Below are 21,311 nucleotides of genomic sequence, written 5' to 3'. Positions count from 1 at the left end.
TCCTTACTTTTTATTATTTACTTTTTGCCTTATAATGTTAAAGCCGGCAATCATTCCTATTATTGTAAATATAATAAGAAATAAAGGTTTAGAATTAAAAAATTTATCCATAAATATTCCAATTACGACACCTACCATTGTACCTGAAACTAAATCTACAGCGATAGTGAACGGGCTAATTTCTTGCCGAATTTTAGGATTAGAAAACTTAGGAGTTTTTAAATCTTTAATTCTTGCTTTGATATCTTTTAGTTTTTCCGTATTCATTAGTTTATCTCCGTCATTGCGAGAAGACGCCATAGGCGTCGACGAAGTAATCCCAGGATATTTAACGAGATTGCCGCACAGTCTACGACTGCTCGCAATGACGATCTAAATTACAAGCTCATTTCATTTTTTGCTTTTTCTTTCTGCTCCTCTAAAGCTTTATCAACTGCTGTGGAAATAGTATCTATGCTATAACTTCCTGTTTGTACTCCGTTAACGAAGAAAGAAGGAGTACCTATAAATTTGGGTGCTTTTGCTACAAAATTGGTATTAGCAATTAGTATTTCAGTAATTTTATCATTATTTAAACATTGTTTATATTCTTCCGGAGAAATACCGCCAAGTTGTCCTATATCAGTTAATAATTCTCTGTATTTATTGCTATATGCCCACTTATCTTGTTGTATTAATATGATATTATGAAGTTGTGTAAAACTATTTATATCCCCCTTGCAGCGAGCTAAAATTGCAGCATCTAAATCTTGTTTAGTAGCAATAAATTCACGAACCACATATGCAATTTTGTTAGTATCAATATATTTTTTCTTAAGTTCCGGAAAAATTGTTTGATGATAATAAGCACAATGCGGACAGGTAGGAGAAAAATACTCGACTACTATAACATTTGATTTTTTGTTACCGAGAACCATATCATTATCATCAACTTTAAAAGTGACTTTAACAGGTTTTATTGCAGGATTTTTTTGTTCTTGTGAAGCCGGCGTTGATACTTCATCAGTCTGATTATTATCATTAGCAGGCACTATTGATTCAGTCGTATTTTCAGAATTTACAGCTTCCTGATTCGTTTCTTTAGAAGTTTCGTTATTTTGTAGAGTTTCGTGCTCTATTATTTGTTTTTCCTCATGGTTCTTATCTTGTGCTGTTTCTTCTGAACAGCTACTCAAAAATAATAAAAATATTAATACAATAAAAATACTTCGCATATTTATTCCTTTAACTTTAATATTATCTACAATAAGATCGTATCAATTTTATTTCAATAAAAATCTCTACTTTATAATAAAAGCAAAATGTGCTATGCTATAGAAAATAATAGTCTAACATTAAGTTCTTAGGCACTAAAACCACTACGGAGGAATTAATAATGGCAAATACAACACAATCCGAACAAAAATCCGAGTTTAAAATAGGGCAGAGAATTGTCTATCCTGCACATGGAGTTGGTGAAATAACAAATATAGAATATCATACTATTGCAGGTACTGAAATTAAAGTATATGTAATTTCCTTTTCGCAGGATAAAATGACATTAAAAGTGCCTGTTAGTAGAGCTGCGGTTGTTGGTCTTAGAGCGGTTGCAAGCAGGAAAGATTTAGATGTCATATATTCAACTCTTCAAGGTAAACCAAAACAAGGAAATAGAATGTGGAGTAGAAGAGCCCAAGAATATGAAGGTAAAATTAACTCAGGTAATATTGTAGCCATAGCCGAAGTATTACGGGACTTACATAAAAATGTTGATAATGATCGTTCTTACAGTGAAAGAACGCTCTACGAGTCAGCTTTAAATAGACTTGCAGGCGAGCTTGCTATCCTTGAAAACATCCACCCAACCGAAGCAATTAATAAGTTAGTTGAAGTGTTGCGTGAAAAATTAGTAGCATAGTTATACTCGTTCAACTTGAAAAATTTGCTGTGTCGTCTTTGTAAGTCCTCGGATGCTCACGTATTAAGTATACGCTCCGCTCCTCGGCTTACAGGCTCCTTGCTCTTTTCCAAGTTGAGCTTCGTATATAGCTACTCTTCATTTACTCGGATTATATTTTCATGGATTGGCTGTAGTCTACTACTACTCGCAATAACGGAAAAGCTGATCCATGCAACAAAGCAGACTTGACCACGAACATTTTAATTACTCTACTAACAGATAATTCATCCGGAATTTCTCAAGGGATGTATTCACTACATAGTCAACAAATTCTTTTAATAATTTTGGATCTGTTACTTCCTGTCCTTTATCGTCACGAGCAGTTAAAAGTTTTGAATTAATTTTTTCAAGAACGCCTTTCTTAATATCATCAATATTATGCGTACCGTCTAACATTTCTAAAATATATTTTTCATGTATCAGTATACCTACCATATCGTTAAGTCTATTAGTGACGCTAAACACGCTAGTTACATTATTAAAATGTGCTTGTTTTGCTTGGTATCTTGCAAATTCGCTAGTTTTAGGTTTTTCGGTGATAGTTGCTATAGCATGAGGTTTGGTCTCAAATATTTTGAGATAACCTTGAAAAATGAATATGATAAAATGCTGTTCTAATGCTGCTAAGAAATCTTGTAATTGATATTTACCAAGCTTTTTAAAAGCTTCTTTTGCTACTTGTTCTAAGCTTATCGGATTGCTAATATTTTCGGCATATACATATAAAATAGCTTTCATGATCGGCGAAGTGGTTGAAATAAAAGGCTCAGGTAAATTTTCGTAATAGAAGTTAACATTTTCCTGTTCGTTAGTTAAATCAACAGCTTTTTCTAGAATTACCGGTCTAATATTAAGGCTAGTAAAAAACTCTTTTAAATTATTAAATTCAATTTTTCTGTTTATAGGTATGTTTTGATGACATAATAATGTCGAGCGGAACTTTCTATTAGTGATAAAATCCATATATTGCTCAGTACGAACAATATCATTAACGGCTTGTAGCTTTTCTGCTGCCTGAGTAGGTAAATTACCGATAAACATTGCAGTAAGCGACGTATCACCTAAGTAATTTAGATGATTTTTTTGAGCTTTTTCTATGAATTGGTGAAAATATGTACCTGTATTAATTTCGCCTAAATATTCATGTAATACATATGAGTCCGTATATACAGATAATAATTTTGTTTCATCTCGTAAAAAATTAGAATAAGGCGTTGTGGAGCTTTCTAATGAGTCATTGATGAACTTTAAAAGTAATCTAGCTTGCTGTAATTTATCGTGGCTAGTATTAAATAGCTCTGAATGGAACATAATCATTTCACGTATTGTTCCCTGCATATTCCAGCCCGGGAGCGTATTATAGCTTACAAAAGCTATGCCGTTCGGATTTAGCAGTTTATTACAGACTTCGAGTATTTTATCTTGTACTTCTTCAGGTACCCATGAATATACGCCGTGACAAACTATGTAATCAAACTTACCATATGACTCATCAAGGTCCAATATAGATAATGCCTTTAGTTCGGCATTTTTTATTTTCAAATCACTGATAATTTTTTTACCTAATTCTATTTGTATTTTGGATAAGTCAACACCTAGAGATTGTGATTTAGGATATATTTCAGCAAAGTTAAGCAGATTAACACCGATTCCACAACCGAGTTCAAGTATTTTAGCAGTTTCAAGAGGTGGAGGGTTTAGCCCGAACAGCTTGCCGATAGTTCTTAAATAAGGTGGGGAGGTATAACTGAAAGTAAATGGAGAATAAGGTACTTCATCATAGGATATTTTATTAGCTTGTCTTGTCATAGTATTTACATAAATTAAAAATTAATTTTAAGCAGTTTCAAAAGATTAAGCAATATATTTATATACAAAAAACTTTAAATTTCACTTAATGCTCATATAATATGTAAGTGAAGTATAATTTTATTTTATGAAAAATAATAATAGTTATTTTGGTTTTTTAAGAGGTGCGATAAAAATCAAGAAGGATGTTGTAAATTTTTCTTGTGAATCTGATTGGGATAGTGCTTTATTGTATGGATCAGAAAATACTCTTGATGTCATTCCTGCGAAAGCAGGAATCCAGAAAAAAGTATTAAATACAGCAAATTTTTGAAATTAAAAGCTCGCTTTATGCTGGATTCCTGCTTTCGCAGGAATGACATAAGAGCCATGAAACAACACCGCTTTTAGCTAGGAATGACATTATTACGCAAACTATAACTTAATCAATTGTGCTTTAGTTGCAAAATTTTCTATTCCCTCTAGATTGGTAGTGGTAACCCATAGTTGCATGTTTAAGCCGGTAAAAAATTCGATTAAATATTGACGTCTTTTGTCGTCTAAATGCACAAAGACCTCATCTAAAAGTAAAATCGGTGCTATTTTAGTTAGCTTTATAGCATAATTCATTTCAGCAAGGATTATTGCAATTAATATAGCTTTTTGTTCACCGGTAGAACAGAATTTGGCTAAGATATTTTTCTTTTGATGCTTTACTAAAAAGTCACTTTTATGAACTCCAAAACTAGTGCGACCAAGTAGTTTATCTTTGCTTCTTGTTTGATAAAGTTCTGCAGTAATAAAACTAACAATATTTTCTTCGCCGTTTAATATTTTTTGTTCAACAATGCCGTCAATCGATAAATCGGCTTTTGGAAATTCATTTTCAAGGTCATCTATTGCTTGCTGCATAAATTCTAAGGTTTTTAAGCGATTATTAGCAATATGGTTAGAAATATAAGCCATCTTTTCTTCAATAATTTTAAGCCAATTATCATCTCTTATATCTTCTACTAGAATTTTATTTCTCTCATGCATGTAATATTCGTATTTACTAACTAACTCTGAATGCTTTGGATCAAAATTATAAACTATTCTATCAAGAAATTTTCTTCTATCACTGCTACCGCTTGTAAAGATTCCTTCCATGTGCGGAGTCAGCCATACCATGCTAGTGAATTTACTTAACTCATTATTGGCTATTTTACTTTCGTTATACTCAGTTATCCTTCTATTAGAACTACGTTTAAATTGGGTGGTAAATTCTGCAAGTCCTAGCTTACTTTGCAATAGAGCTTTAACTAAACAATGATCTTCTGAAGTTTTGCATATATCGGCAAGTTTTGCTGATCTCAGCCCTCTTCCTGGATAAAATAGCGATATGGCTTCTAAAATATTAGTTTTACCGCTACCGTTTTCACCTATTAAAATTATTGGTGTATTATCTGTTCTTAGTTCAAGATTTTTAAAATTACGATAATTCTTAAGACTTAAGGAATGTAGGAAGATATTTTTCATTTTATGAAAGAATAATAGTTAAATTATGGATACGTTGCATTTATACCGTCTAGAAATTGCCATAGTAGTTTTGCTCCTTGATATGCTAATTTTTGTTCTTTTGAGCTTAAATTATTAATCAAATTTGCACATTCTTGTGTATGCCATTGATCAACTTTACTATGAACAATGAAAAATTGTAAAGTTCTGTAATCTGAAATTCCATAAAATTTTTGTAACCCTTGAATTTTAGAGTCAGATACTTTAGGAGTCTGACGCTCATAAGCATAAAGTGCTCCAAGACCTATAGAAAAAGATTTCTCTGTTAATTTAAACCTTGAACAAGTTTTTGAGTTGAGTCTAATTTAGGTTCTGAAGTGAGTTGGTTTCTTAAACATCCAAGTCCTTCAGCAAAACGCATAGTTCCGGGTAATTTTCTTCACCTTGTTCTTCTTCTATAAGATTACCAAGTAATATTTGTCTAGCTTGTATATCACTACATTTGGAATGTATTACACTTATATAACGTGGGAAAGCTGTAACGTGATGATAATATTCTTTTGCGTAAATTTGTAAAGTAGAATGAGTAAGTTTTCCCATATTCCATAATTGATAAAATGGATGATTTAAAAGGTTATATTGCTCAAGATTTATATTACCTCCTTTTAGAGGTTATCAGTAAATTTATAAATCTGATAATGTTTTATCTATTATTACAGAATGCCATTCTGCTAAAATATTAAGAGGAAAAAAAGTATCTCCATCATAATTTTTATTTATTTTTGTAAGTAAAAATTCATCAATAAGATTTTGCTCTAGGAAAAGAGTCGCTATTTCTGCCCCTCCAACCATAAAAATTTTCTTATCAGTAAAAGGTTTTATTACCTGCCAAAAATCATCTAAAGATTTAATAAAAAATATATTATTATAAGATTGTAATGGTGTATTTCTTGAAAAAACAATACAAATACAATTTTTTAAAATCTTTGGAGGTATAGAGTCAAAGGTTTTTCGTCCCATGACTATAATATTATTTTTTACCGTCTGATAAAAATATTCAAACTCCTTAGTATTAAGACCAAGGCATCTGACCTTTATTACCTATCACCCCTTGTGGGTCACATGCCATTATACCGATGATTTTTCTATTTTTCATAAGATATAGTTAAATGCATTGAATTAGGTGGTCTGCTACAAAAAATCTTTGATGCTCTATAACATTATGCACTCGTAAATAATCAACTACGTTTTCCATTAAATATTTTGATATTGCTATTGTTTCTAAGTCTCTTTCCGATGCTTTGGAATTATAAAAAGCAGAAATATAAGATTTTTGTGAGTGTCTTACCAATATCCTCACATCCTAGATTTTTAAATTCTTTAATATGTTGTAATATATATAAATTTTGATAAACGGATTTTCTAAAACCAATTCCAGGATCAAGATATTTTTTCTATCAAATCCACATTTTTCTAATTTTGTTATTGCTCTGTCCATATATTTAAGCTAGTAAGCGGAGATTTATCGAAATCAAGACATTTTTGTTTTTGCGGTGGAACGGTTAATGAATGCATAGTAATAATTTTACAATTATAATCGGCAATTAATCGTAATGTATAATCATCTAGATTATTTTTAACCAAGTTGATACAGGAAATAGGGTATTTTTTAAAAACACGTTTAATTACTTCAGGAGTAAAACTATCAATACTGACTATAACTTCTTTTTCCTTTATAACTTCCTTAGGCTCTTCAAGAACATTATCAAGCCTTGCATATTCTTCATCTTCATTAATAATTAAAGCAGAAGGACGTGTTGATTGTGATCCAAGCTCAATTATTGTAGCCCCTTCATTTATCAAGCGTACAAAATTTCTAACGGCATCTTCTTTATGAAAACTCAATCCTCCATCAGAAAAAGAATCAGGAGTAATGTTTAAAATACCGACAAATTGAGGATTTAAAACAAGAGAGCGTATAACTCCTTGATTTTCAATTAAATGTGCTATTTCTGCAAAGGTTTTATTGTTGTAAAAATTATTAATCGGACATGAATAACGACATTCCAAACTTAAACCTGCAATTAGATGAATAAGAAACGGTCTGTTTAATAATTCAGGATGCGGTATCTTTAAATCAGGTAAAGCTATATGGCAATTATTCCAAAGTAGGATGTCTAAGTCAATAACTCTTGGAGACCATTTATCGTAAGAGCTTGCTCGACCTAGTTGTTTTCAATCTTTTTAAGCTCAATTAGAAGTTTACTAGGCGTTAAAGTACTTTTGCCCTGCACCACCATATTTAAATATGATTTATCCCAGGCTTTGTTTGCATTAGGTGGTAGAATAGCTTGTGTTTCAAAAATAATAGATTGCTTAAGCAATCTAAAATCACAACTTTTTAGTAATTTTAATTTAGTAACGGTTACGTTTAGAAAAATCTTTTCTAATTTAGATTCGATAAAATTTTGATAAATAATATCATATATTTGTGTGGCTAGATACTCGATAAGATTAAAGTGATTTTCTTGAGAAAGTTTTTGTACTAGCCGTACGATTTCTACATAACAAACAGTATCGTTTATATTATCTGTAGCAAGGAGAGGAGTTGAGAGAAAGAGTTTTATGTTAATTTTTACAGGTTGAGCGTGGTGTTTTTCTTGAGTACTGCAGCCAAGATGTACCCAAGTTATTAGTTCCGAAATATTAAGTTTACATGAATAATTTAAGTTGAAAGCTTGATACCTATCATAATATTAATGTTAGTTTAGTATAAGCTCTTTATAAAAAGATACAATAGTTAAATTGATATACCGCCACTTTTTTTAAAGCCGGCATGAGCTTTTTCAAGTTTTTTAATAAGTCTAGGTGAATATGATTTAATGTCTTTTTCCTTGCCGCCTTCATATTTTTTAGCGAGTTTCATGCCCCCTCTGATCATATTATAGGCGAAGTTCATTAGCTTCGTTTCGCCTGCTATTCTTTTTGGGTTCATAAACATATAAATTTGGTAAACGGCAAAGCTTTTTAATAAACGTTTTAAGTCTATTCTAGCTTGTTTGGTTAAACCTTGTAATTTGTCTTTTGGGTTTGCAAGGTTTTTATTAGCATCTCTAACTATTTTAGAATGCTGATGCATTAAATAATTACTGACTTCGGCAACATTCTTGTTAATGAGCTTCTCATCCATTTTAAGTACTTTAAGCTTTAAGTTTTTAGTTTTACCTAAATACTTACGGATTAATAAGATAATCCGACTTTGCAGTTGAGTTAAATCCATAGTTTGTTCATTTAAGATAGCAAGCATTCGTTCCATCTCATACTCAAATTCTTCATTTTGGCTTAATTCTTCAAATATTTCCTCTACCTCTTTACTTTCAAGTACAAGATCGTCACTAATACCCATTAATGCATCTTTTATTTGATCAGCAATTTTTTTGGTATCTTCGGAAAATTGATTATTTGTCATAATCTAATTCATCGTTAAATATAGCTATTTTTATACTAGCACCACATTTCTGCTTGTCTATAAAAATTGTATTAAGAGATATTAAATTTTTCTGCTAAATTTTTATATTTTTCAGTTTTTTGTATAAATTTAAGTTGACTACACGGTGAAGAAATTATTGATGTTAACTCTTTAGACAAATCATAATATTCCATAAGGTTTATTCCTTGTTCTTCTATGAGAGCTTGCTTATTAAGACAAAATACTTTTAGTGAATCTTGCAGACTTTTTTCTGATATATCTAGATTATATTGGTTATAAAATCACCTTGGCTTGAATATAATTCAATTATTTCTGATACTAACTTAGCTATATCTTGCGGATTTTTTTGCTGTATTTTCTTTTTTAGTTCTGATTCTTTGAGATGTAATAATTTATTAAAAAAATTTCTGCTAATTGATGTTTATATAAGTTTTCGTTTTTATAACAATCATTAATAGATTTATGAGTTTCTTTTAGTAATTTTTCTAATAAATTATAAATAGGTAGCGCTTGATCAGGTAACACAAGGCTGATGTAAAAGCTTATCATATATTACTTTATCGAGATTTTGAGATATTTCTGTAATAGATTTAGAGGCGGTAATATACTTCCAAAGAGATTTAGCTTCTTGCTTGCTGACTGAGCCTATTAGTTTTTCTAAATTACTAATGCTATTATTTATAGTTATACCTAATATATTATTAAGATTCTTAAAGCTCTTTGTTAAAAATAATTTAATATTATCTAAATTTTCAACATCAGTGCTAGAATTGTTAATATGCTGTAAAAAGTTTTTTAAGTTATATATATTATTGATTGCTTTTAAGTCTAAAACATCGTTATTTTTGATATCTTCATAAAATTTTTCAATAGTCTCATTTAATTTGTTATAAAATGAATCTTTATCTTTGCATACTGTATGCTTAAATGATTCTAATAACTTTTCTTTTATATTATATGCCCCGAGGTTACTAAATAAATCGTTAAACCATTTTGCAGAATTAAGTGTAACCAAATTTTCTTTTTCGGAAAATTTGATGTTAGATAAATATTTAAGGTAATTTAGAAGATTCTCTAATTTATTTTCTGATTTCGGTGTTTCTAAAAGCTGATTTAATTTTTTAACGGTTTCTAAGAAATTTCCTATAGTTTTGGCATTGTCTTCTAACTGTTTATAATAATTTACTATATCTATTAATTGTTTCAATTTGTCTGTTTTAGGCAAAACATCTTCAAACTTAAATTATTTTCTATATTTTGTTCCCATTTTTTTCTATATATGTTTTAAGCTCATTGATACTAATTGGTACTTCTTTATTAATTACATTTATAGAATTTAAAATATATGTTAAATTTTCTTTTATTATATTCATCTAGAATGATATAATTATCATCTCTAATATTTAATAGATCTGTATAGTCTTTTGCTTGCTCGCTAGCTTGAGGTAATAAATAGAATCTTTTATTTTATTAATGATACTCTTTTGTTCATCGCTAAAATTACCGAGTTTTATAGTGTCATCAATAATTTTTAGATATACGGGTATGATTATTGCTTGCTTGGGCTATCGGTCACTACTATAGATAAATTACCTTCATTTATATCAATATATCTCAATAATTTAGTAAATTGTTCAAATATACCGACAAGTTTTTCTAGATTGGCTTTGACAAGGGAATAGTTAGAGTTTTTGATTTCAATATTTTTTATTGCTAATATAAATTTAGTAGGAGTCGTACTTAGAATTTTTGTAGGAAAAATTTGTCAATAGTAGATTCAGAGGATAAATTAGCAGCACCCAAATAAGAACTCTTATATGTTAAATATTTTTCGTTTTTTATATAAAAACTATCTAAAATATTTGAATTTGCTGTTAGACTTTTTTTTTGAGAAGTCCCAATCTCCATAATCATTACTTTCTAATATTAATTCACCGTCTTTAAGAAAATTAGCTATGAGATTTAAATCTTCTTTCTCTTGCCCTAATATAATTATAGCTTTATTACTCCTATCAATAATATATTCATATTTCTCACTATCTTAATTAAGTCGATAAAATTTTTATCCTTTAACATATCGGATATAAAATTTTCCATTTCTGCTCCTTTTATTTCTTCTTTTTTCAACATCATTATATCCCTCATATTTTCTGCTTTATTGTGTTCAATATTATTTGTTATTTCAAACGAATTTTGATTTAGGAGTGTTTGTATCGGTTGAGTTGCATTGTTGTTGTCATTTAGTATTTGAAATAAATGGTCTTTAGAAACAGTATTATCTACTATTTCCGTATGTTCTTGTTTTTTAAATTTATCATTTAAACGTTTTACATAAGCGGTATAATTGTACATAATTAATCCGTTTCTTAGTTGTTTTTTTTATTTAATAATCGTTAACTCAAAAAATTTCAATTTAGTTAATAAGTTAATTAATTTTAACTAAAAATATCACAATTTAGATATTACGATATTTAATATAATGAAAGATGATTTTTATTGCATACATGATAAGAATAAGTTTTATTATAAATAAATATTAATAATTACTTAGGTTATGAGAAATAATAAAAACCAAATGTATATTATAAAAATTTTTATAGCCCTAGCTATTTACGGGCATAATATTTTTATGTTTATTTTATTCTTCATTAACTCCGTCTAAGCTTAAGATTGGTGCGAAAACTTAGTAATATGGACGATTCGCCTAAAATTAAGTTTACTCTTATAGATCAAAGAAGGAAAGAAATTTGATAGTACCCATTTGCAAGGTCATTTAAGTTTGATTTATTTTGTGGTACTACTACCTATTCCTTATATGACAATCAAGCACTAAAAAGAGTAGGAGATATTATTAAGATTTTGAAGAAAGAGAATATTTTAGTACAAGTAGTTTTTATTACTCTAGATTCTGAGCATGATACAAGTGAGGTATTAAAAAATATTTAGAAAAAATAGATGATAATTTTATAGGTTTAACGGGGAGAGTCCAAGATATTGAACAACTAGCAGATCAATTTAAGGTCTTCTATACATCCAAAATATTTGATGTAAAAACAAACAAATATAAATTACAACATTCTAATTTTGTGTATTTAATTAGCAATCAGGGAAAATTTTTAAAGCATTATTGCTTAGGCTTACCGAAAAATGGTTAACAGATAATCTCTAAGCATTTCCTATTTGTGATGAGAAATGTATTTCATCAATGCCTAAGTGTTTTAATGCATTATGCCATTTACTTTCAGGATTATCGGCAAAAATAAATTCTTTATTACAATCCATAACCAGCCATAGATTTTTCTCTAATTCTTCTTCAAGCTGCCCTGGTTTCCATGCTGTATAACCGACAATGAATAAGCTATTTTTAGGTCCTTTACCGAAAGCTATATCTTCTGAAATTTCTAAATTAGAGCTTACTGCTAAATCATTATGGAAATCCAATAACAAATTTTTATTATAATCGCTAGAATGAAGAAAAAACCCTTTTTCATGTTCTACGAGTCCGCCAAGATATATAGGAACCATAACCGGGGTTGTTATTTCGTCATTTTTTATTTTAAAAAACGATTTTAAATCTATATGATTTACTAAACGGTTAAATATTAATCCTATTGCTCCTTCTTCCGTGTGTGATAACATATAAATTAAGGATTTATGGTAAATGCCTTTTGTAATTACATGCGGTGTAGCAACTAGTGTTTTACCGGATAAGTTATGAAAAATTTTATCGCCCATACCATAAATAAAACTTTTTAATTATATAATATATAAGATTTAAATCCAATTATTCAATAGAAGTTAACAATAATGATCACATTTTTTGATATTACTATTTTTGCTATTATTACTCTTTTCTCATTTTTCGGCTTATATCAAGGCATAATCGGGTTTGCAACTAGAATACTCGGTTTTATTACTTCTATAATGTTAGGATATTTTTTATATCCATATATTTCTGACCTAATCGGGCAATATATGGATAATGAGGTTATAAGAATAATTATTGCCGGTGTTATATCTTATGTTATTGCTTTAATTTTATGTGTTTTTATAGTTTATAAATTTCTTGCTATAATTTCATTTATGAGAAACGGTTTTATTGACAGATTCTTAGGACTATTAGCAGGATTTGCTGTAGGTACTACTATCTCGTTAGTACTATTTTTTATAATAATGATCTTTACTTCTGAAAACTATTTTAAAAGTAAATCTTTAAAAGATTTTGTAGTAAGTAGCAAACAGAGCAAATATGGAGGAGTACTGAAAGTTTCCGTTACCACTGATTATTTAGATGAATTAAGTAAAAATATTATAGTTATAATTCCAAACGAGACTTTAAAATCTATTGAAATATTTGAAAATAAAGACCTAAATAATTTCAAAAACTCTCTTAAGAAATCGAATGATTCTAACGATGATGAGGATGTATTGTCTCGAGAATTACAAGATGAGCTTTCTAATATAGATGATGAATAGGATGTTATTTTGACGTCATTGCGAGCAAGCATTGCCCCTACCTTTCATTAAACCAGCCTATTTCCCTTAAATTTCATAAATCACGCCATCGTAAATAAATAGTGTATAATGACCGATAAGTTAAGTGGTAAAATCATTAAAAGCAATAAGTTATAGGGGAAATTATAAGAAAAAAACTTTTTTTAATAAACTTTTACTAGCAACCAGTAGTATCGGGCTACTTGCAAGCATGGGAGGCTTTACGGCGGATATTATTCCGGCGGGGAATCCATCTTCTAATACTAGGTACGATGAATGATTGGAGATATAATCACAACCATTATCTTCCACAAAATAATGACAATATTATTATCGCAGAAAATAACCATAGGGTTAATTTTGCCCAAAAGATTAATATCATTAATATTAATCTTTATGGTTTTAATGGAGTATTGACTGTTACTGAAGACAATCCAACTACAAGAGTTAGTATTAACAATATAACTAACGTTGCAAACTCAAAAGGCAGTTCAAAATGCTTTAGGCGCACCTCTTGCATATGGAGCCAATAATAATGCAAAAGCAAAGCTAAAGCTTACAAGTGGTAATGGAACAGGTTCTGAGCTAACCATTACCGGTAATGATATTAGTGCCGTTGAATCTATTGAGCTTGTATTTAAAGAAAAAGTTGATATGAAACATCGCAACGGCGGTGTAATAGATACAGGGAATTTAGAGTTTATAAGTTTTGGGAAGGTAAGGGTTAATAAAGATTTTACCGGTAATATTACTACTACTAAAACTATGAGAGGAGAGGTAACTTTCGTAAAGACTCCTGATATTTATGAAATCGGCTCACAAACCAAACAAGTTTCTAAAGTGACGTTTGAAGGTAATCATGAACACAAATTGCATAATGATATTCATTCTAGACAAACTAATTTTAATTCGGGGACTTATAATATTCACACGCAGGACATTACAATTAACGGTAATGCTCACATTAACGGCTCGACATTCGATCTTAGACGTAACGTAATTCTTACCGGCGATGTAGTACTTGAAGGCAATATTACTATAAATGCTTTAGGAGACAGCGGTGTAGTTTTTCAAAATCTCCCTACGGCATTCAGTACAAATATTGTGATTAATATTAATAGGGCTCACACGGCGAATGATGTAGCCGCCCTATCAATTTTGAGGACGAGTAATGGAAGATGCATTTGTTCCTAATGGATATACTTATACTGCAGCTACCGGAACCGTTGCTTTACCGCAAGGATTACAAGTACAACAAGTAGGAGTGCAAGCAGCGGCACAACCGGCACATGCTCAAGCAAGAGCAGAAGCAGCGATAGAAGAGAAACAGTAGATACGTTAGGACAGAGACAAGCACGACTACAGCAAGATATGGTAGCAGCTCCGGTGAGGGTTCAGCAACAAGTAGACAGAGAAAACTTAAGGTTAAGGCAAGTACAGAATGCACTAGCACGAATACAAGCTGAGAATCCGCAACAATTAGCAGATGCACAGCAACGATTAAATGCTGCACGTACGATATAGGGGAACAAAATCGAGCACAGCAAGCTTTATTTGATATTCGTAACGCTCCGTTTGTAGCACAGCTGGACTTAACAAATGCACAAAGAGAAGTACCGGCACAAATTGCAGTACTGCAGCGAGATGGACAAGCTAGACAAAGAGAGATACAATAACCAATTGATAATATAGCTCTAGCATTGGTTCAAGCTAGACAAGATCAAGTTGATGCAGAGACACAAGCTAACCTAGCCGGTTTAGTAGTACCGGCAGATGCACAAGCACAGCAACAAGCTCAAGCTCAGCGTTAACGAAAGAGCTAAACAACAAAGACTGCAAGCGGAGTATCAGCAACGTCAAGCTAACGAAATAAGAGTAGCAGAGGCATATGTTAAAAAACCTGAGTCGCAAAAATTAGCTGAGGCAATCAATAATACTATCGTTGTCCATACGGAAAATACTTTTGTAGCGGAAACACAAAAAGAAGTGATTAGAGAAAAATCTGCACTTGTTATGCAAAATCCTGAAAAACACGCTGTAGAGCTTGCTAAGGAATTAGTAAATAATAAAGCTGAGCTTAAAGAAGTAGCTAATGATGATACTGTTGTAGTGAGTAAAACAAAACAAGAACAATCCTTATTATTCGTAGCAAACTTAGCTCAAGTTGCACCTGAAAAAGTAGTAGAGCATTTAACCGAGCAAGGAACAAGATCGGTTAGTGTAGCAAATGTTACACAGCTGAAGCAGTAACTACTAATATTAATAATCACTTATCAGGCGTTACTATGATAGCCGTTGCAGCAGGTGATGAAGCAAACCCTATAATTACTAAAAAAGGATTATGGGTTGCCGGTACTTTCGGTTCAAGTAATCAAGATGCATATAAAGGTAATCCTAGCTATAAAGGCACGGTATCCGGCGGCACGATCGGCGGTGAGCTTTACATCGGGGAAAATAGTCTTTGTCGGTATTGCATATAGCCAGCCGTATGAACTCTGACTTTAAGTTTAAAGGTTCAAACACTAGTAATAAATTATCGGCAGAAAGCGATATTATTGCTCTATAACGGTCAACAACAATTTAGTAATGGCCTTATATTACAAGAAATATCTTCAGCAAGTAACAGTAAAATCAACAAAAAGGACTTAAGACCGGTCGGACTTAATAGCTATAAAACGGCTAGCGGTAAATATACAAGCAAAGCTTATGGTTTTGAGGGTAATGTCGGTTATCAATTCTCTGCCATGGACGGTATAAATTTAATGCCTAATATCGGTATTAGATATAATACATACTACAGGGATTGCAGGCATAAAATTAACCACTCCTAAAAGATTATCAAACGATACTCAAATAGTACCGGGACTACATGCTTCCGTAGAAAATAGCTTTAGCAATAAGCAACCTAAGGTGAAAGCTAGATTTATTTGGGCAGATTAATTACTTTGAGAACACTACAAGTAGCAGCACACCGAAAGTCGGCTATAATGTAGGTGCAAGTTTACTTACCGCTCATAAGAATATTGACGTATAACTGTAATTTACGCAGCAAATATACTAGCCACCAAGGTTCATTAAAGTTAAAGATATTGTTCTAAAAATATCATTCCTGTGCGGGGGATACCAAATAGTCATTGCAAGCAGCCGTAGGCCGCGTGGCAATCTCATGAAATAATAACAAACTCCTGAAATTGCTTCGTCAAATTACTTTGTAATTTTCCTCGCAATGACGAAAAAACAATATCCACGCAGCAATGCCTCATCGCCTTGTGAATTCCTTGCTCTTTTTGAAGTTAATCTTCGTCTACCATTCTTCATTTCACATCAGTATACTCATAATTCCCTAACCGGTTTTAGTACCAACTTTTTGTTACTAAAGATATTGATTTTAGAAAAGAAATTACTTTTTGGCTTTTTAAAATCACGTTGATAATTTTCACCGGTGACAGCATTATAGCTAGTAATTAAAGAAGGTATAACCTCGTTATAATATATTTTATAAAGGTCATGCATAGTTTCTTTGGTAGTTAAATATCCCCATTTTACGGCTTGTTGCGGTACTCTTGCTAAGGCTTCAATGCAGGCTATCGCTTCTTCAATTTCAGGGTTTTTATTTTTATACACGTCAGCTGCCGGTGATAAATTAGCTTGCATATCTTTAAACATAGCATCAATCATTAATGCCATATATTCATCGGTTTTAAATTTTCTTACAAATATTAGATTATTCCTACTGCTATAATTTAAAAGCCGAAATTTATATATAAAAATCATGAATTTTATAGCATAAACTTTTAAGCCGCTAACTTTATTTGCATTATAAAATTTAAGTTTCGTTTCATAATCTAATTGCTTTTTCATACCTGCTTTAAGGAGCTTACTCAGCAAATTATGACAATGTATTATGTCATTTTTTCTAGCAATTCGTACTTTATCAGTAGCTTTAGTACCGGAAAAATTAGCCGAATGGCGAGTTATTTGCCTACCTTTATCATCTCTTTTTATATCGGCAAAATGCCCAAGCTCTTGGGCTGCGATAATCTGAAGTCTTGCTGCCGCAGCAAAGCCGTTGCCGTAAGTCGGATGATCTTTATTGTTTTCAGCAAAAGGATTACCGCCGCATGAAACAAAAATAGCTACGTCCTTGCCGTTAGTGCTTTGCATACCGCTATTACCGCCTACTCGTTGCCAGCTAACCATATCCATCATATCGCCAATATTATGTGAGTAGGTAAGAAACACTTCCGTTTTATTAAGAAGAAGCCACCTTATTACGATCGGATGAGCTGACTGAACAAAAATACGTGCTAGCATTTCGGTTACTTCTTTCTTAACCGGCTGTAGCTTTTGTATTTGCTTTTTTAAATTATCGAAAATTGATTTTATTTTTTGATCTGAAGCGGAATTTCTGTATAAATTTTGAAAAAGCTTGGTAGTTTCAGGGATTAAATGCGGGCTTGTTAGCTCTTCTTGACTAACCATTAAGCTTATATTAAGAGCAGGTTCGGTAAACCTTGCAAAATTGCAGCAATCATCGGTATCTATCCGTAATTTACCGGACTTAATTAATTGCATAGCCAAATGCTCATACTCTATTTCCATGTCCTGCTTATAAATAGCAGGAACACGGTCAAGAATGTTATATATGCTAGTCATTTTAAAAATTTAGTGGTTATTTTATACATTACCTGTTGGTAGTACATCATCATTTTCGTCTATATTTAAAGGTATGAGCTCTAAGTTAAATACAAGCTCAGGTTCATTAGGTACGTGCTTCGGTTTATATTCTTCTTCAAATATGAGGTTTACAACATCTACCTTAGGGAATACTGTATCAAAGCAATCTTTAAAAAATTTATCTGACGATTTTAACTTTATTGCATCTAATGCTTTTTGTCTACCATCTTCATTTTTAATACATATGTTAATTGCCTCTCTCCTAAAAAAATAAATGAGGATAATCATCGAAAATTTTTGTAATTAGCTCCGGCTGTTGCTCGCTAAAGTATTCGAAACATACCTTATTACCATATCTAAATATTTTATATGCTAAGAATAAGACAAAACAACCTTGTTATTCTTCAGTAAATTTATCAGCAAAATATTTTTGATTAAGAAAATCTTCAACTCCTCTTCTGATGCCGGTTGAAGAAATCGCTATTTTTTTAAAAGTGGCTTTGAGCAATCAACCGAAAAGCAAGATATCTTTATACTTCGCAGCTGTCCGCTTTTTGCTTTCTCAGTTATTATTTCAGATTCAGATACTTGCTTTTCCATTTGCCATAAATCGTGTACTCTACATTGCCGGGAGTAGTTTTCTTTATATCATCCCATGATGTGCTTAATCCTTCTTTTGTAGTAGTTAAAATTTGATTTAACAACGATTTAGAACTCTTTAATATATCCTCTGCATGATGATACATATAACTAATCAAAGAAATAGCATCTTGAAACGCTAATTTTTCCATAGGATTACTATTCATTTCTTTGGTATTATTGGTATCATAACGAAAAAATTTATTTTGCATTGACAATTTAGAGGTACGGTTATATCAGATTGTTTATTAATCATTTTACAAAATTTAGTTAAGTACATCTACTAGCTTTTTTTCTTCCTTAGAGTTAAAAATATTATCATCGGCATCATGCAGAACTGCTATTAGAGCAGTGGCAATAGAATTTAAAAAACTGGACGCTGCCATGTCGCCAAGATAACAAACCCATTTTATAAGAGAAGAGTCACTCACACGTTCCAAATGCCCTACATCAGGAACTACTAGGCCGCTACTTACAGCACTAGCAGTAATACATACATTGTGTAAACGCCAGTTTAGGATAAGAGAAAATAAAAACTTGATGCTTTTATAACGCGCATTTAGAGTATAAGAAGGATATAGAGAGATGATAATATAGAAGTGGTTGCAAGGATTTGAGTGTTGAGATATATAAGATTTATTCAAAAAATATACTCTCAACATGAAGAAATGTATCATAAGTTTATTCTGCATACTAGATAATTTTTGCAACATAGTATGAGGAATGGGAGCAAAAGAAATCAATACCAAAAGATAGGCAACGTCAGAGAGAAGGGAGTTTAAAACTCTGCGAGTTACTAACTATAGTATTATATTTTTATTTATCACCGTGTAAGGACTTTAAAAATTACTATTTATATTATTTATCATACAAATGCAGAGGTTATTTTAAACTACCGAGTTATAGTCGGATAATACAACTATGGCCGAGGCTAGTTTTACCGCTTGTTATAATGCTACAATTATTTAGGGGTGAAGATACAGGGGTTTATTTTATCGATTCAACTAAATTATCTATATGCCATACAAAGCGTACAAGTAATAATCGAGTGTTTAGTAATATTGCTAAAATAGGTATGAGTAGCTATGGTTGGTTTATGGGTTTTAAGTTACATATAGAATTAATAATAAAGGTCAAATTATGGCAGTCAACATTACCAAAGCAAATAGTAGTGATTTATCAGTAGCAAGCAGTATAACTACCGCATTAAAAGGCAAAATCTTTGGTGATAAAGCTTATATCTCTAAGGATTTATTTAGCATATTAAACTCTAGAGGCTTGCATTTATTTACAGGAATAAGGAAAGATATGAAGAATCTATCTATTAGATTTAGAAGATAAGATACTACTTCGTAAAAGATCGTTAATTAAGTCTATTCTTAACGTGTATTAAAGAAAAACATGAATCTTGAACATTCAAGACATAGGTCACCTAACAACTTTTTAGTTCATATTCTAGCTTGTGTTAATGCTTTTAATCTTACTAAAACTAATAAATTTATACCTTTTTTAAATAATTCACAACTTCCCTTATCCTAAACTGGCGTTAATAAGGATAAATTATGTTTATATGTATAAAAATTTTTGGAATACATAAAGAATCAATACCTGAAGAATCAGATGAAATATTATATAATCAACTAATATCTTTACTAGAAAAATTAACGCGTGTTAATATACACGCAAAAGATGAAGATAAAAAAGAAGTTGAAAAATTAATTGGTAAAATAAAAAATACTAATTTATTGAATCTAATGAGGATGGTATAATACAGCCTTAATTTTAGCTGCTGATGCAGGTTTAGAAGAAGCTTGTTTAAAACTTATTCCCAAGATGTCTGACGAGGGGCTATTAATACGATCGAGAATATACGTGGTCAGCCTGCATTAACAAAGGCTATGTGGCGTGACTTAGATAATGTTTGTATAGAGCTTATTCCAAGAATGTTTGAGGAAAATATTAACGCTATTAATAAATTCAGAAGGACATTGTTAATGCTTGCAGTCAAAAAAGGCATGATAGCAGTTTCTCTAGAGTTTATTAAGCTGCTGCCACCTTGAGATGATTATTCGTGCTGATAATAATGGGAATATGGCTGCAAGCTACACAGATACGGACAAAGCATTTGCCGAGGTAAGGGAATTATTGCAAGAAAAACAACAAAACTTATTAAAAAATTTAGCTTCATTTCTAAATAAAACTTTTTTAAATAACAATGGTTTAGATAATTTTTTTAAAATTGCTATGCTACAAAATTCTATAAAAAAGTGAAAGTAAATAAGGGACTATTAGCATCTTATTTACAAGAACAAAATAATAATCCTGAATCTATTATAATAACGATGAATAATTTCATAAAATTATTCCCATTTATCATTGCAGGAGTATGTAAAAAATTCAACTGGAAATTCAATCGGATTCTAAAACCCATTTTTTACATTTATCATGCTTACCAAATGAAGCAATATGTTGTATTATCTCCCACTTAGAAAACGAAAAATGGGGGATAGATATTGAGTTGTCTGGAAAAAGTAGCGCTACATAGAATTAATAAAAGGGGACAATTTTGCCTTCATCTTTAATTTTTATGATGCTTATAAATTTTGTTATACAAAAAAGTATTACTTAATATACTGTCGCTTGGTGGAGCAAATCGTCTATACTCTTCTGCTTTCAAAAATTGCTCTTTCATTTTATCAAGGATTCGCATCCTCACCTCTCAAAATAAAATTCAATTCTTGAAAGCATTTGAGTATACTTGCCTCCACCATTTAAATTCTGCTTATT

Annotated in this window: 28 protein-coding genes and 7 pseudogenes; 16 read left to right on the top strand and 19 right to left on the bottom strand. The window is 31.0% G+C overall.

The annotated features are described in order from the left end of the window. Positions 1-3: 3 nt before the first annotated feature. On the bottom strand, positions 4-267 hold the full coding sequence (locus A3305_RS03135; protein ID WP_014391724.1) for an AtpZ/AtpI family protein: 264 nt from the start codon (positions 265-267) through the stop codon (positions 4-6). Positions 268-377: 110 nt separating this feature from the next. After that, positions 378-1,214 (bottom strand): DsbA family protein, encoded by an 837-nt coding sequence (locus tag A3305_RS03130; protein ID WP_014391723.1) that lies wholly within the window; start codon positions 1,212-1,214, stop codon positions 378-380. A 161-nt stretch (positions 1,215-1,375) separates the two neighbouring features. Between A3305_RS03130 and A3305_RS03125 the strand changes: the two genes are divergently transcribed. Next, positions 1,376-1,897 carry a CarD family transcriptional regulator gene (locus A3305_RS03125; protein WP_010976718.1) on the top strand — a complete coding sequence of 174 codons (522 nt, stop codon included), beginning with the start codon at positions 1,376-1,378 and terminating at the stop codon, positions 1,895-1,897. A gap of 10 nt (positions 1,898-1,907) precedes the next feature. Here the strand turns inward: A3305_RS03125 and A3305_RS08830 are convergent. Beyond that, a pseudogene (locus A3305_RS08830) lies at positions 1,908-2,010 on the bottom strand (palindromic element RPE5 domain-containing protein). A gap of 133 nt (positions 2,011-2,143) precedes the next feature. Beyond that, positions 2,144-3,748: a methyltransferase regulatory domain-containing protein gene (locus tag A3305_RS03115; protein WP_014391722.1), complete on the bottom strand. Its 1,605-nt coding sequence runs from the start codon at positions 3,746-3,748 to the stop codon at positions 2,144-2,146. Between the two features lie 127 nt (positions 3,749-3,875). On the opposite strand from A3305_RS03115, the gene A3305_RS09465 reads away from it, so the two are divergent. Next, positions 3,876-4,061 carry a hypothetical protein gene (locus A3305_RS09465; protein ID WP_014391721.1) on the top strand — a complete coding sequence of 62 codons (186 nt, stop codon included), beginning with the start codon at positions 3,876-3,878 and terminating at the stop codon, positions 4,059-4,061. A 101-nt stretch (positions 4,062-4,162) separates the two neighbouring features. Here the strand turns inward: A3305_RS09465 and recF are convergent, their stop codons facing one another. From recF to A3305_RS09455, 10 genes and pseudogenes are all read right to left on the bottom strand, one after another. Further along, a complete protein-coding gene (gene recF, locus A3305_RS03110) occupies positions 4,163-5,245 on the bottom strand; it encodes a DNA replication/repair protein RecF (RefSeq protein ID WP_014391720.1) in 1,083 nt (360 codons plus the stop codon). 23 nt (positions 5,246-5,268) lie between these two features. Continuing rightward, positions 5,269-5,589, bottom strand: coding sequence for an iron-containing redox enzyme family protein (locus A3305_RS11215; RefSeq protein WP_041860474.1), 321 nt, complete (start codon positions 5,587-5,589; stop codon positions 5,269-5,271). A gap of 25 nt (positions 5,590-5,614) precedes the next feature. Then, positions 5,615-5,824, bottom strand: a complete 210-nt coding sequence (locus A3305_RS11210) for an iron-containing redox enzyme family protein (RefSeq protein WP_014391718.1) — start codon at positions 5,822-5,824, stop codon at positions 5,615-5,617. A 65-nt stretch (positions 5,825-5,889) separates the two neighbouring features. Further along, a pseudogene (locus A3305_RS03095) lies at positions 5,890-6,380 on the bottom strand (dihydrofolate reductase). Positions 6,381-6,706: 326 nt separating this feature from the next. Beyond that, positions 6,707-7,294: a dihydropteroate synthase gene (locus A3305_RS03085; RefSeq protein ID WP_081120830.1), complete on the bottom strand. Its 588-nt coding sequence runs from the start codon at positions 7,292-7,294 to the stop codon at positions 6,707-6,709. Between the two features lie 155 nt (positions 7,295-7,449). Continuing rightward, positions 7,450-7,917, bottom strand: a complete 468-nt coding sequence (locus A3305_RS10280; protein ID WP_231289112.1) for a dihydroneopterin aldolase — start codon at positions 7,915-7,917, stop codon at positions 7,450-7,452. 107 nt (positions 7,918-8,024) lie between these two features. Beyond that, complete coding sequence (locus A3305_RS03075; protein ID WP_014391716.1) at positions 8,025-8,693, bottom strand: DUF5394 family protein; 669 nt, start codon at positions 8,691-8,693, stop codon at positions 8,025-8,027. Positions 8,694-8,764: 71 nt separating this feature from the next. Beyond that, positions 8,765-8,887: a hypothetical protein gene (locus tag A3305_RS11205; protein ID WP_014391715.1), complete on the bottom strand. Its 123-nt coding sequence runs from the start codon at positions 8,885-8,887 to the stop codon at positions 8,765-8,767. 794 nt (positions 8,888-9,681) lie between these two features. Further along, positions 9,682-9,939: pseudogene (locus tag A3305_RS11780) on the bottom strand (hypothetical protein); the annotation flags it as partial. Positions 9,940-10,706: 767 nt separating this feature from the next. Then, a complete protein-coding gene (locus A3305_RS09455) occupies positions 10,707-11,066 on the bottom strand; it encodes a hypothetical protein (protein WP_014391710.1) in 360 nt (119 codons plus the stop codon). A 202-nt stretch (positions 11,067-11,268) separates the two neighbouring features. On the opposite strand from A3305_RS09455, the pseudogene A3305_RS03050 reads away from it, so the two are divergent. After that, positions 11,269-11,869, top strand: a pseudogene (locus A3305_RS03050) (SCO family protein). Between the two features lie 10 nt (positions 11,870-11,879). Here A3305_RS03050 and A3305_RS03045 read toward each other — a convergent pair. Continuing rightward, the gene (locus A3305_RS03045; RefSeq protein ID WP_014391708.1) at positions 11,880-12,449 is read right to left on the bottom strand and encodes a YqgE/AlgH family protein; all 570 of its coding nucleotides are present in this window, start codon (positions 12,447-12,449) and stop codon (positions 11,880-11,882) included. 72 nt (positions 12,450-12,521) lie between these two features. On the opposite strand from A3305_RS03045, the gene A3305_RS03040 reads away from it, so the two are divergent. The 8 genes and pseudogenes from A3305_RS03040 (at position 12,522) to A3305_RS10255 (ending at position 16,306) form a co-directional block, all read left to right on the top strand. Beyond that, the gene (locus tag A3305_RS03040; RefSeq protein ID WP_014391707.1) at positions 12,522-13,190 is read left to right on the top strand and encodes a CvpA family protein; all 669 of its coding nucleotides are present in this window, start codon (positions 12,522-12,524) and stop codon (positions 13,188-13,190) included. Between the two features lie 124 nt (positions 13,191-13,314). Continuing rightward, positions 13,315-13,488, top strand: a complete 174-nt coding sequence (locus tag A3305_RS08825) for a hypothetical protein (protein ID WP_155845513.1) — start codon at positions 13,315-13,317, stop codon at positions 13,486-13,488. After that, positions 13,481-14,424: pseudogene (locus A3305_RS03035) on the top strand (hypothetical protein); the annotation flags it as partial. The gene A3305_RS08825 and the pseudogene A3305_RS03035, both read left to right, overlap by 8 nt. Before the next feature lie 155 nt (positions 14,425-14,579). Beyond that, positions 14,580-14,732, top strand: a complete 153-nt coding sequence (locus A3305_RS09450; protein WP_014391704.1) for a hypothetical protein — start codon at positions 14,580-14,582, stop codon at positions 14,730-14,732. Positions 14,733-14,981: 249 nt separating this feature from the next. After that, positions 14,982-15,458, top strand: coding sequence for a hypothetical protein (locus A3305_RS10270; RefSeq protein WP_041860472.1), 477 nt, complete (start codon positions 14,982-14,984; stop codon positions 15,456-15,458). A gap of 35 nt (positions 15,459-15,493) precedes the next feature. Then, positions 15,494-15,688, top strand: coding sequence for a hypothetical protein (locus A3305_RS10265; RefSeq protein ID WP_041860471.1), 195 nt, complete (start codon positions 15,494-15,496; stop codon positions 15,686-15,688). 75 nt (positions 15,689-15,763) lie between these two features. Then, positions 15,764-16,039: an autotransporter domain-containing protein gene (locus A3305_RS10260; protein ID WP_041860470.1), complete on the top strand. Its 276-nt coding sequence runs from the start codon at positions 15,764-15,766 to the stop codon at positions 16,037-16,039. Continuing rightward, positions 15,978-16,306 (top strand): annotated as a pseudogene (locus tag A3305_RS10255) (autotransporter outer membrane beta-barrel domain-containing protein). Before A3305_RS10260 ends, A3305_RS10255 begins: the two are co-directional and overlap by 62 nt. A gap of 235 nt (positions 16,307-16,541) precedes the next feature. Here A3305_RS10255 and A3305_RS03020 read toward each other — a convergent pair. The 4 genes and pseudogenes from A3305_RS03020 to A3305_RS09440 all read right to left on the bottom strand — a co-directional run bounded on the left by A3305_RS03020 (position 16,542) and on the right by A3305_RS09440 (position 18,955). After that, on the bottom strand, positions 16,542-17,864 hold the full coding sequence (locus tag A3305_RS03020) for a DUF2748 family protein (RefSeq protein WP_014391703.1): 1,323 nt from the start codon (positions 17,862-17,864) through the stop codon (positions 16,542-16,544). 21 nt (positions 17,865-17,885) lie between these two features. Further along, positions 17,886-18,397: pseudogene (locus A3305_RS03015) on the bottom strand (hypothetical protein). 57 nt (positions 18,398-18,454) lie between these two features. Beyond that, positions 18,455-18,691, bottom strand: a complete 237-nt coding sequence (locus tag A3305_RS10250; protein ID WP_045799370.1) for a hypothetical protein — start codon at positions 18,689-18,691, stop codon at positions 18,455-18,457. Positions 18,692-18,790: 99 nt separating this feature from the next. Continuing rightward, the gene (locus A3305_RS09440; RefSeq protein ID WP_193353164.1) at positions 18,791-18,955 is read right to left on the bottom strand and encodes a hypothetical protein; all 165 of its coding nucleotides are present in this window, start codon (positions 18,953-18,955) and stop codon (positions 18,791-18,793) included. A gap of 521 nt (positions 18,956-19,476) precedes the next feature. Between A3305_RS09440 and A3305_RS11200 the strand changes: the two genes are divergently transcribed. The 5 genes from A3305_RS11200 (at position 19,477) to A3305_RS10230 (ending at position 20,795) form a co-directional block, all read left to right on the top strand. Continuing rightward, positions 19,477-19,710, top strand: coding sequence for a transposase (locus A3305_RS11200; protein WP_014391702.1), 234 nt, complete (start codon positions 19,477-19,479; stop codon positions 19,708-19,710). Continuing rightward, complete coding sequence (locus A3305_RS11195) at positions 19,665-19,865, top strand: transposase (protein ID WP_014391701.1); 201 nt, start codon at positions 19,665-19,667, stop codon at positions 19,863-19,865. Before A3305_RS11200 ends, A3305_RS11195 begins: the two co-directional genes overlap by 46 nt. 221 nt (positions 19,866-20,086) lie before the next feature. After that, on the top strand, positions 20,087-20,293 hold the full coding sequence (locus A3305_RS10240; protein WP_226983984.1) for a hypothetical protein: 207 nt from the start codon (positions 20,087-20,089) through the stop codon (positions 20,291-20,293). A gap of 129 nt (positions 20,294-20,422) precedes the next feature. After that, positions 20,423-20,584: a hypothetical protein gene (locus A3305_RS10235; RefSeq protein WP_155845510.1), complete on the top strand. Its 162-nt coding sequence runs from the start codon at positions 20,423-20,425 to the stop codon at positions 20,582-20,584. 1 nt (position 20,585) lies between these two features. Next, entirely contained in the window at positions 20,586-20,795 is a 210-nt protein-coding gene (locus A3305_RS10230) for a hypothetical protein (RefSeq protein WP_041860469.1), read from the top strand. The last annotated feature ends 516 nt before the right edge of the window (positions 20,796-21,311 follow it).

The sequence above is a fragment of the Rickettsia amblyommatis genome (assembly GCF_002078335.1).
In the GTDB taxonomy this organism is placed as follows: Bacteria; Pseudomonadota; Alphaproteobacteria; order Rickettsiales; family Rickettsiaceae; genus Rickettsia; species Rickettsia rickettsii.
Note: the sequence above shows the minus strand (reverse complement) of the source record. Positions and strands in the feature narration are given on the sequence as shown.

Bases quoted from the DNA above. Each gene is read 5' to 3' on its own strand.
- A3305_RS03135 (WP_014391724.1), bottom strand. From the start codon at position 267: ATGAATACGGAAAAACTAAAAGATATCAAAGCAAGAATTAAAGATTTA.
- A3305_RS03130 (WP_014391723.1), bottom strand. From the start codon at position 1,214: ATGCGAAGTATTTTTATTGTATTAATATTTTTATTATTTTTGAGTAGC.
- A3305_RS03125 (WP_010976718.1), top strand. From the start codon at position 1,376: ATGGCAAATACAACACAATCCGAACAAAAATCCGAGTTTAAAATAGGG.
- A3305_RS03115 (WP_014391722.1), bottom strand. From the start codon at position 3,748: ATGACAAGACAAGCTAATAAAATATCCTATGATGAAGTACCTTATTCT.
- A3305_RS09465 (WP_014391721.1), top strand. From the start codon at position 3,876: ATGAAAAATAATAATAGTTATTTTGGTTTTTTAAGAGGTGCGATAAAA.
- recF (WP_014391720.1), bottom strand. From the start codon at position 5,245: ATGAAAAATATCTTCCTACATTCCTTAAGTCTTAAGAATTATCGTAAT.
- A3305_RS11210 (WP_014391718.1), bottom strand. From the start codon at position 5,824: ATGGGAAAACTTACTCATTCTACTTTACAAATTTACGCAAAAGAATAT.
- A3305_RS03075 (WP_014391716.1), bottom strand. From the start codon at position 8,693: ATGACAAATAATCAATTTTCCGAAGATACCAAAAAAATTGCTGATCAA.
- A3305_RS11205 (WP_014391715.1), bottom strand. From the start codon at position 8,887: ATGGAATATTATGATTTGTCTAAAGAGTTAACATCAATAATTTCTTCA.
- A3305_RS09455 (WP_014391710.1), bottom strand. From the start codon at position 11,066: ATGTACAATTATACCGCTTATGTAAAACGTTTAAATGATAAATTTAAA.
- A3305_RS03045 (WP_014391708.1), bottom strand. From the start codon at position 12,449: ATGGGCGATAAAATTTTTCATAACTTATCCGGTAAAACACTAGTTGCT.
- A3305_RS03040 (WP_014391707.1), top strand. From the start codon at position 12,522: ATGATCACATTTTTTGATATTACTATTTTTGCTATTATTACTCTTTTC.
- A3305_RS09450 (WP_014391704.1), top strand. From the start codon at position 14,580: ATGGTAGCAGCTCCGGTGAGGGTTCAGCAACAAGTAGACAGAGAAAAC.
- A3305_RS10270 (WP_041860472.1), top strand. From the start codon at position 14,982: ATGCACAAGCACAGCAACAAGCTCAAGCTCAGCGTTAACGAAAGAGCT.
- A3305_RS10265 (WP_041860471.1), top strand. From the start codon at position 15,494: ATGATAGCCGTTGCAGCAGGTGATGAAGCAAACCCTATAATTACTAAA.
- A3305_RS03020 (WP_014391703.1), bottom strand. From the start codon at position 17,864: ATGACTAGCATATATAACATTCTTGACCGTGTTCCTGCTATTTATAAG.
- A3305_RS10250 (WP_045799370.1), bottom strand. From the start codon at position 18,691: ATGAATAGTAATCCTATGGAAAAATTAGCGTTTCAAGATGCTATTTCT.
- A3305_RS11200 (WP_014391702.1), top strand. From the start codon at position 19,477: ATGCTACAATTATTTAGGGGTGAAGATACAGGGGTTTATTTTATCGAT.
- A3305_RS11195 (WP_014391701.1), top strand. From the start codon at position 19,665: ATGGCAGTCAACATTACCAAAGCAAATAGTAGTGATTTATCAGTAGCA.
- A3305_RS10240 (WP_226983984.1), top strand. From the start codon at position 20,087: ATGTTTATATGTATAAAAATTTTTGGAATACATAAAGAATCAATACCT.
- A3305_RS10235 (WP_155845510.1), top strand. From the start codon at position 20,423: ATGTGGCGTGACTTAGATAATGTTTGTATAGAGCTTATTCCAAGAATG.
- A3305_RS10230 (WP_041860469.1), top strand. From the start codon at position 20,586: ATGATTATTCGTGCTGATAATAATGGGAATATGGCTGCAAGCTACACA.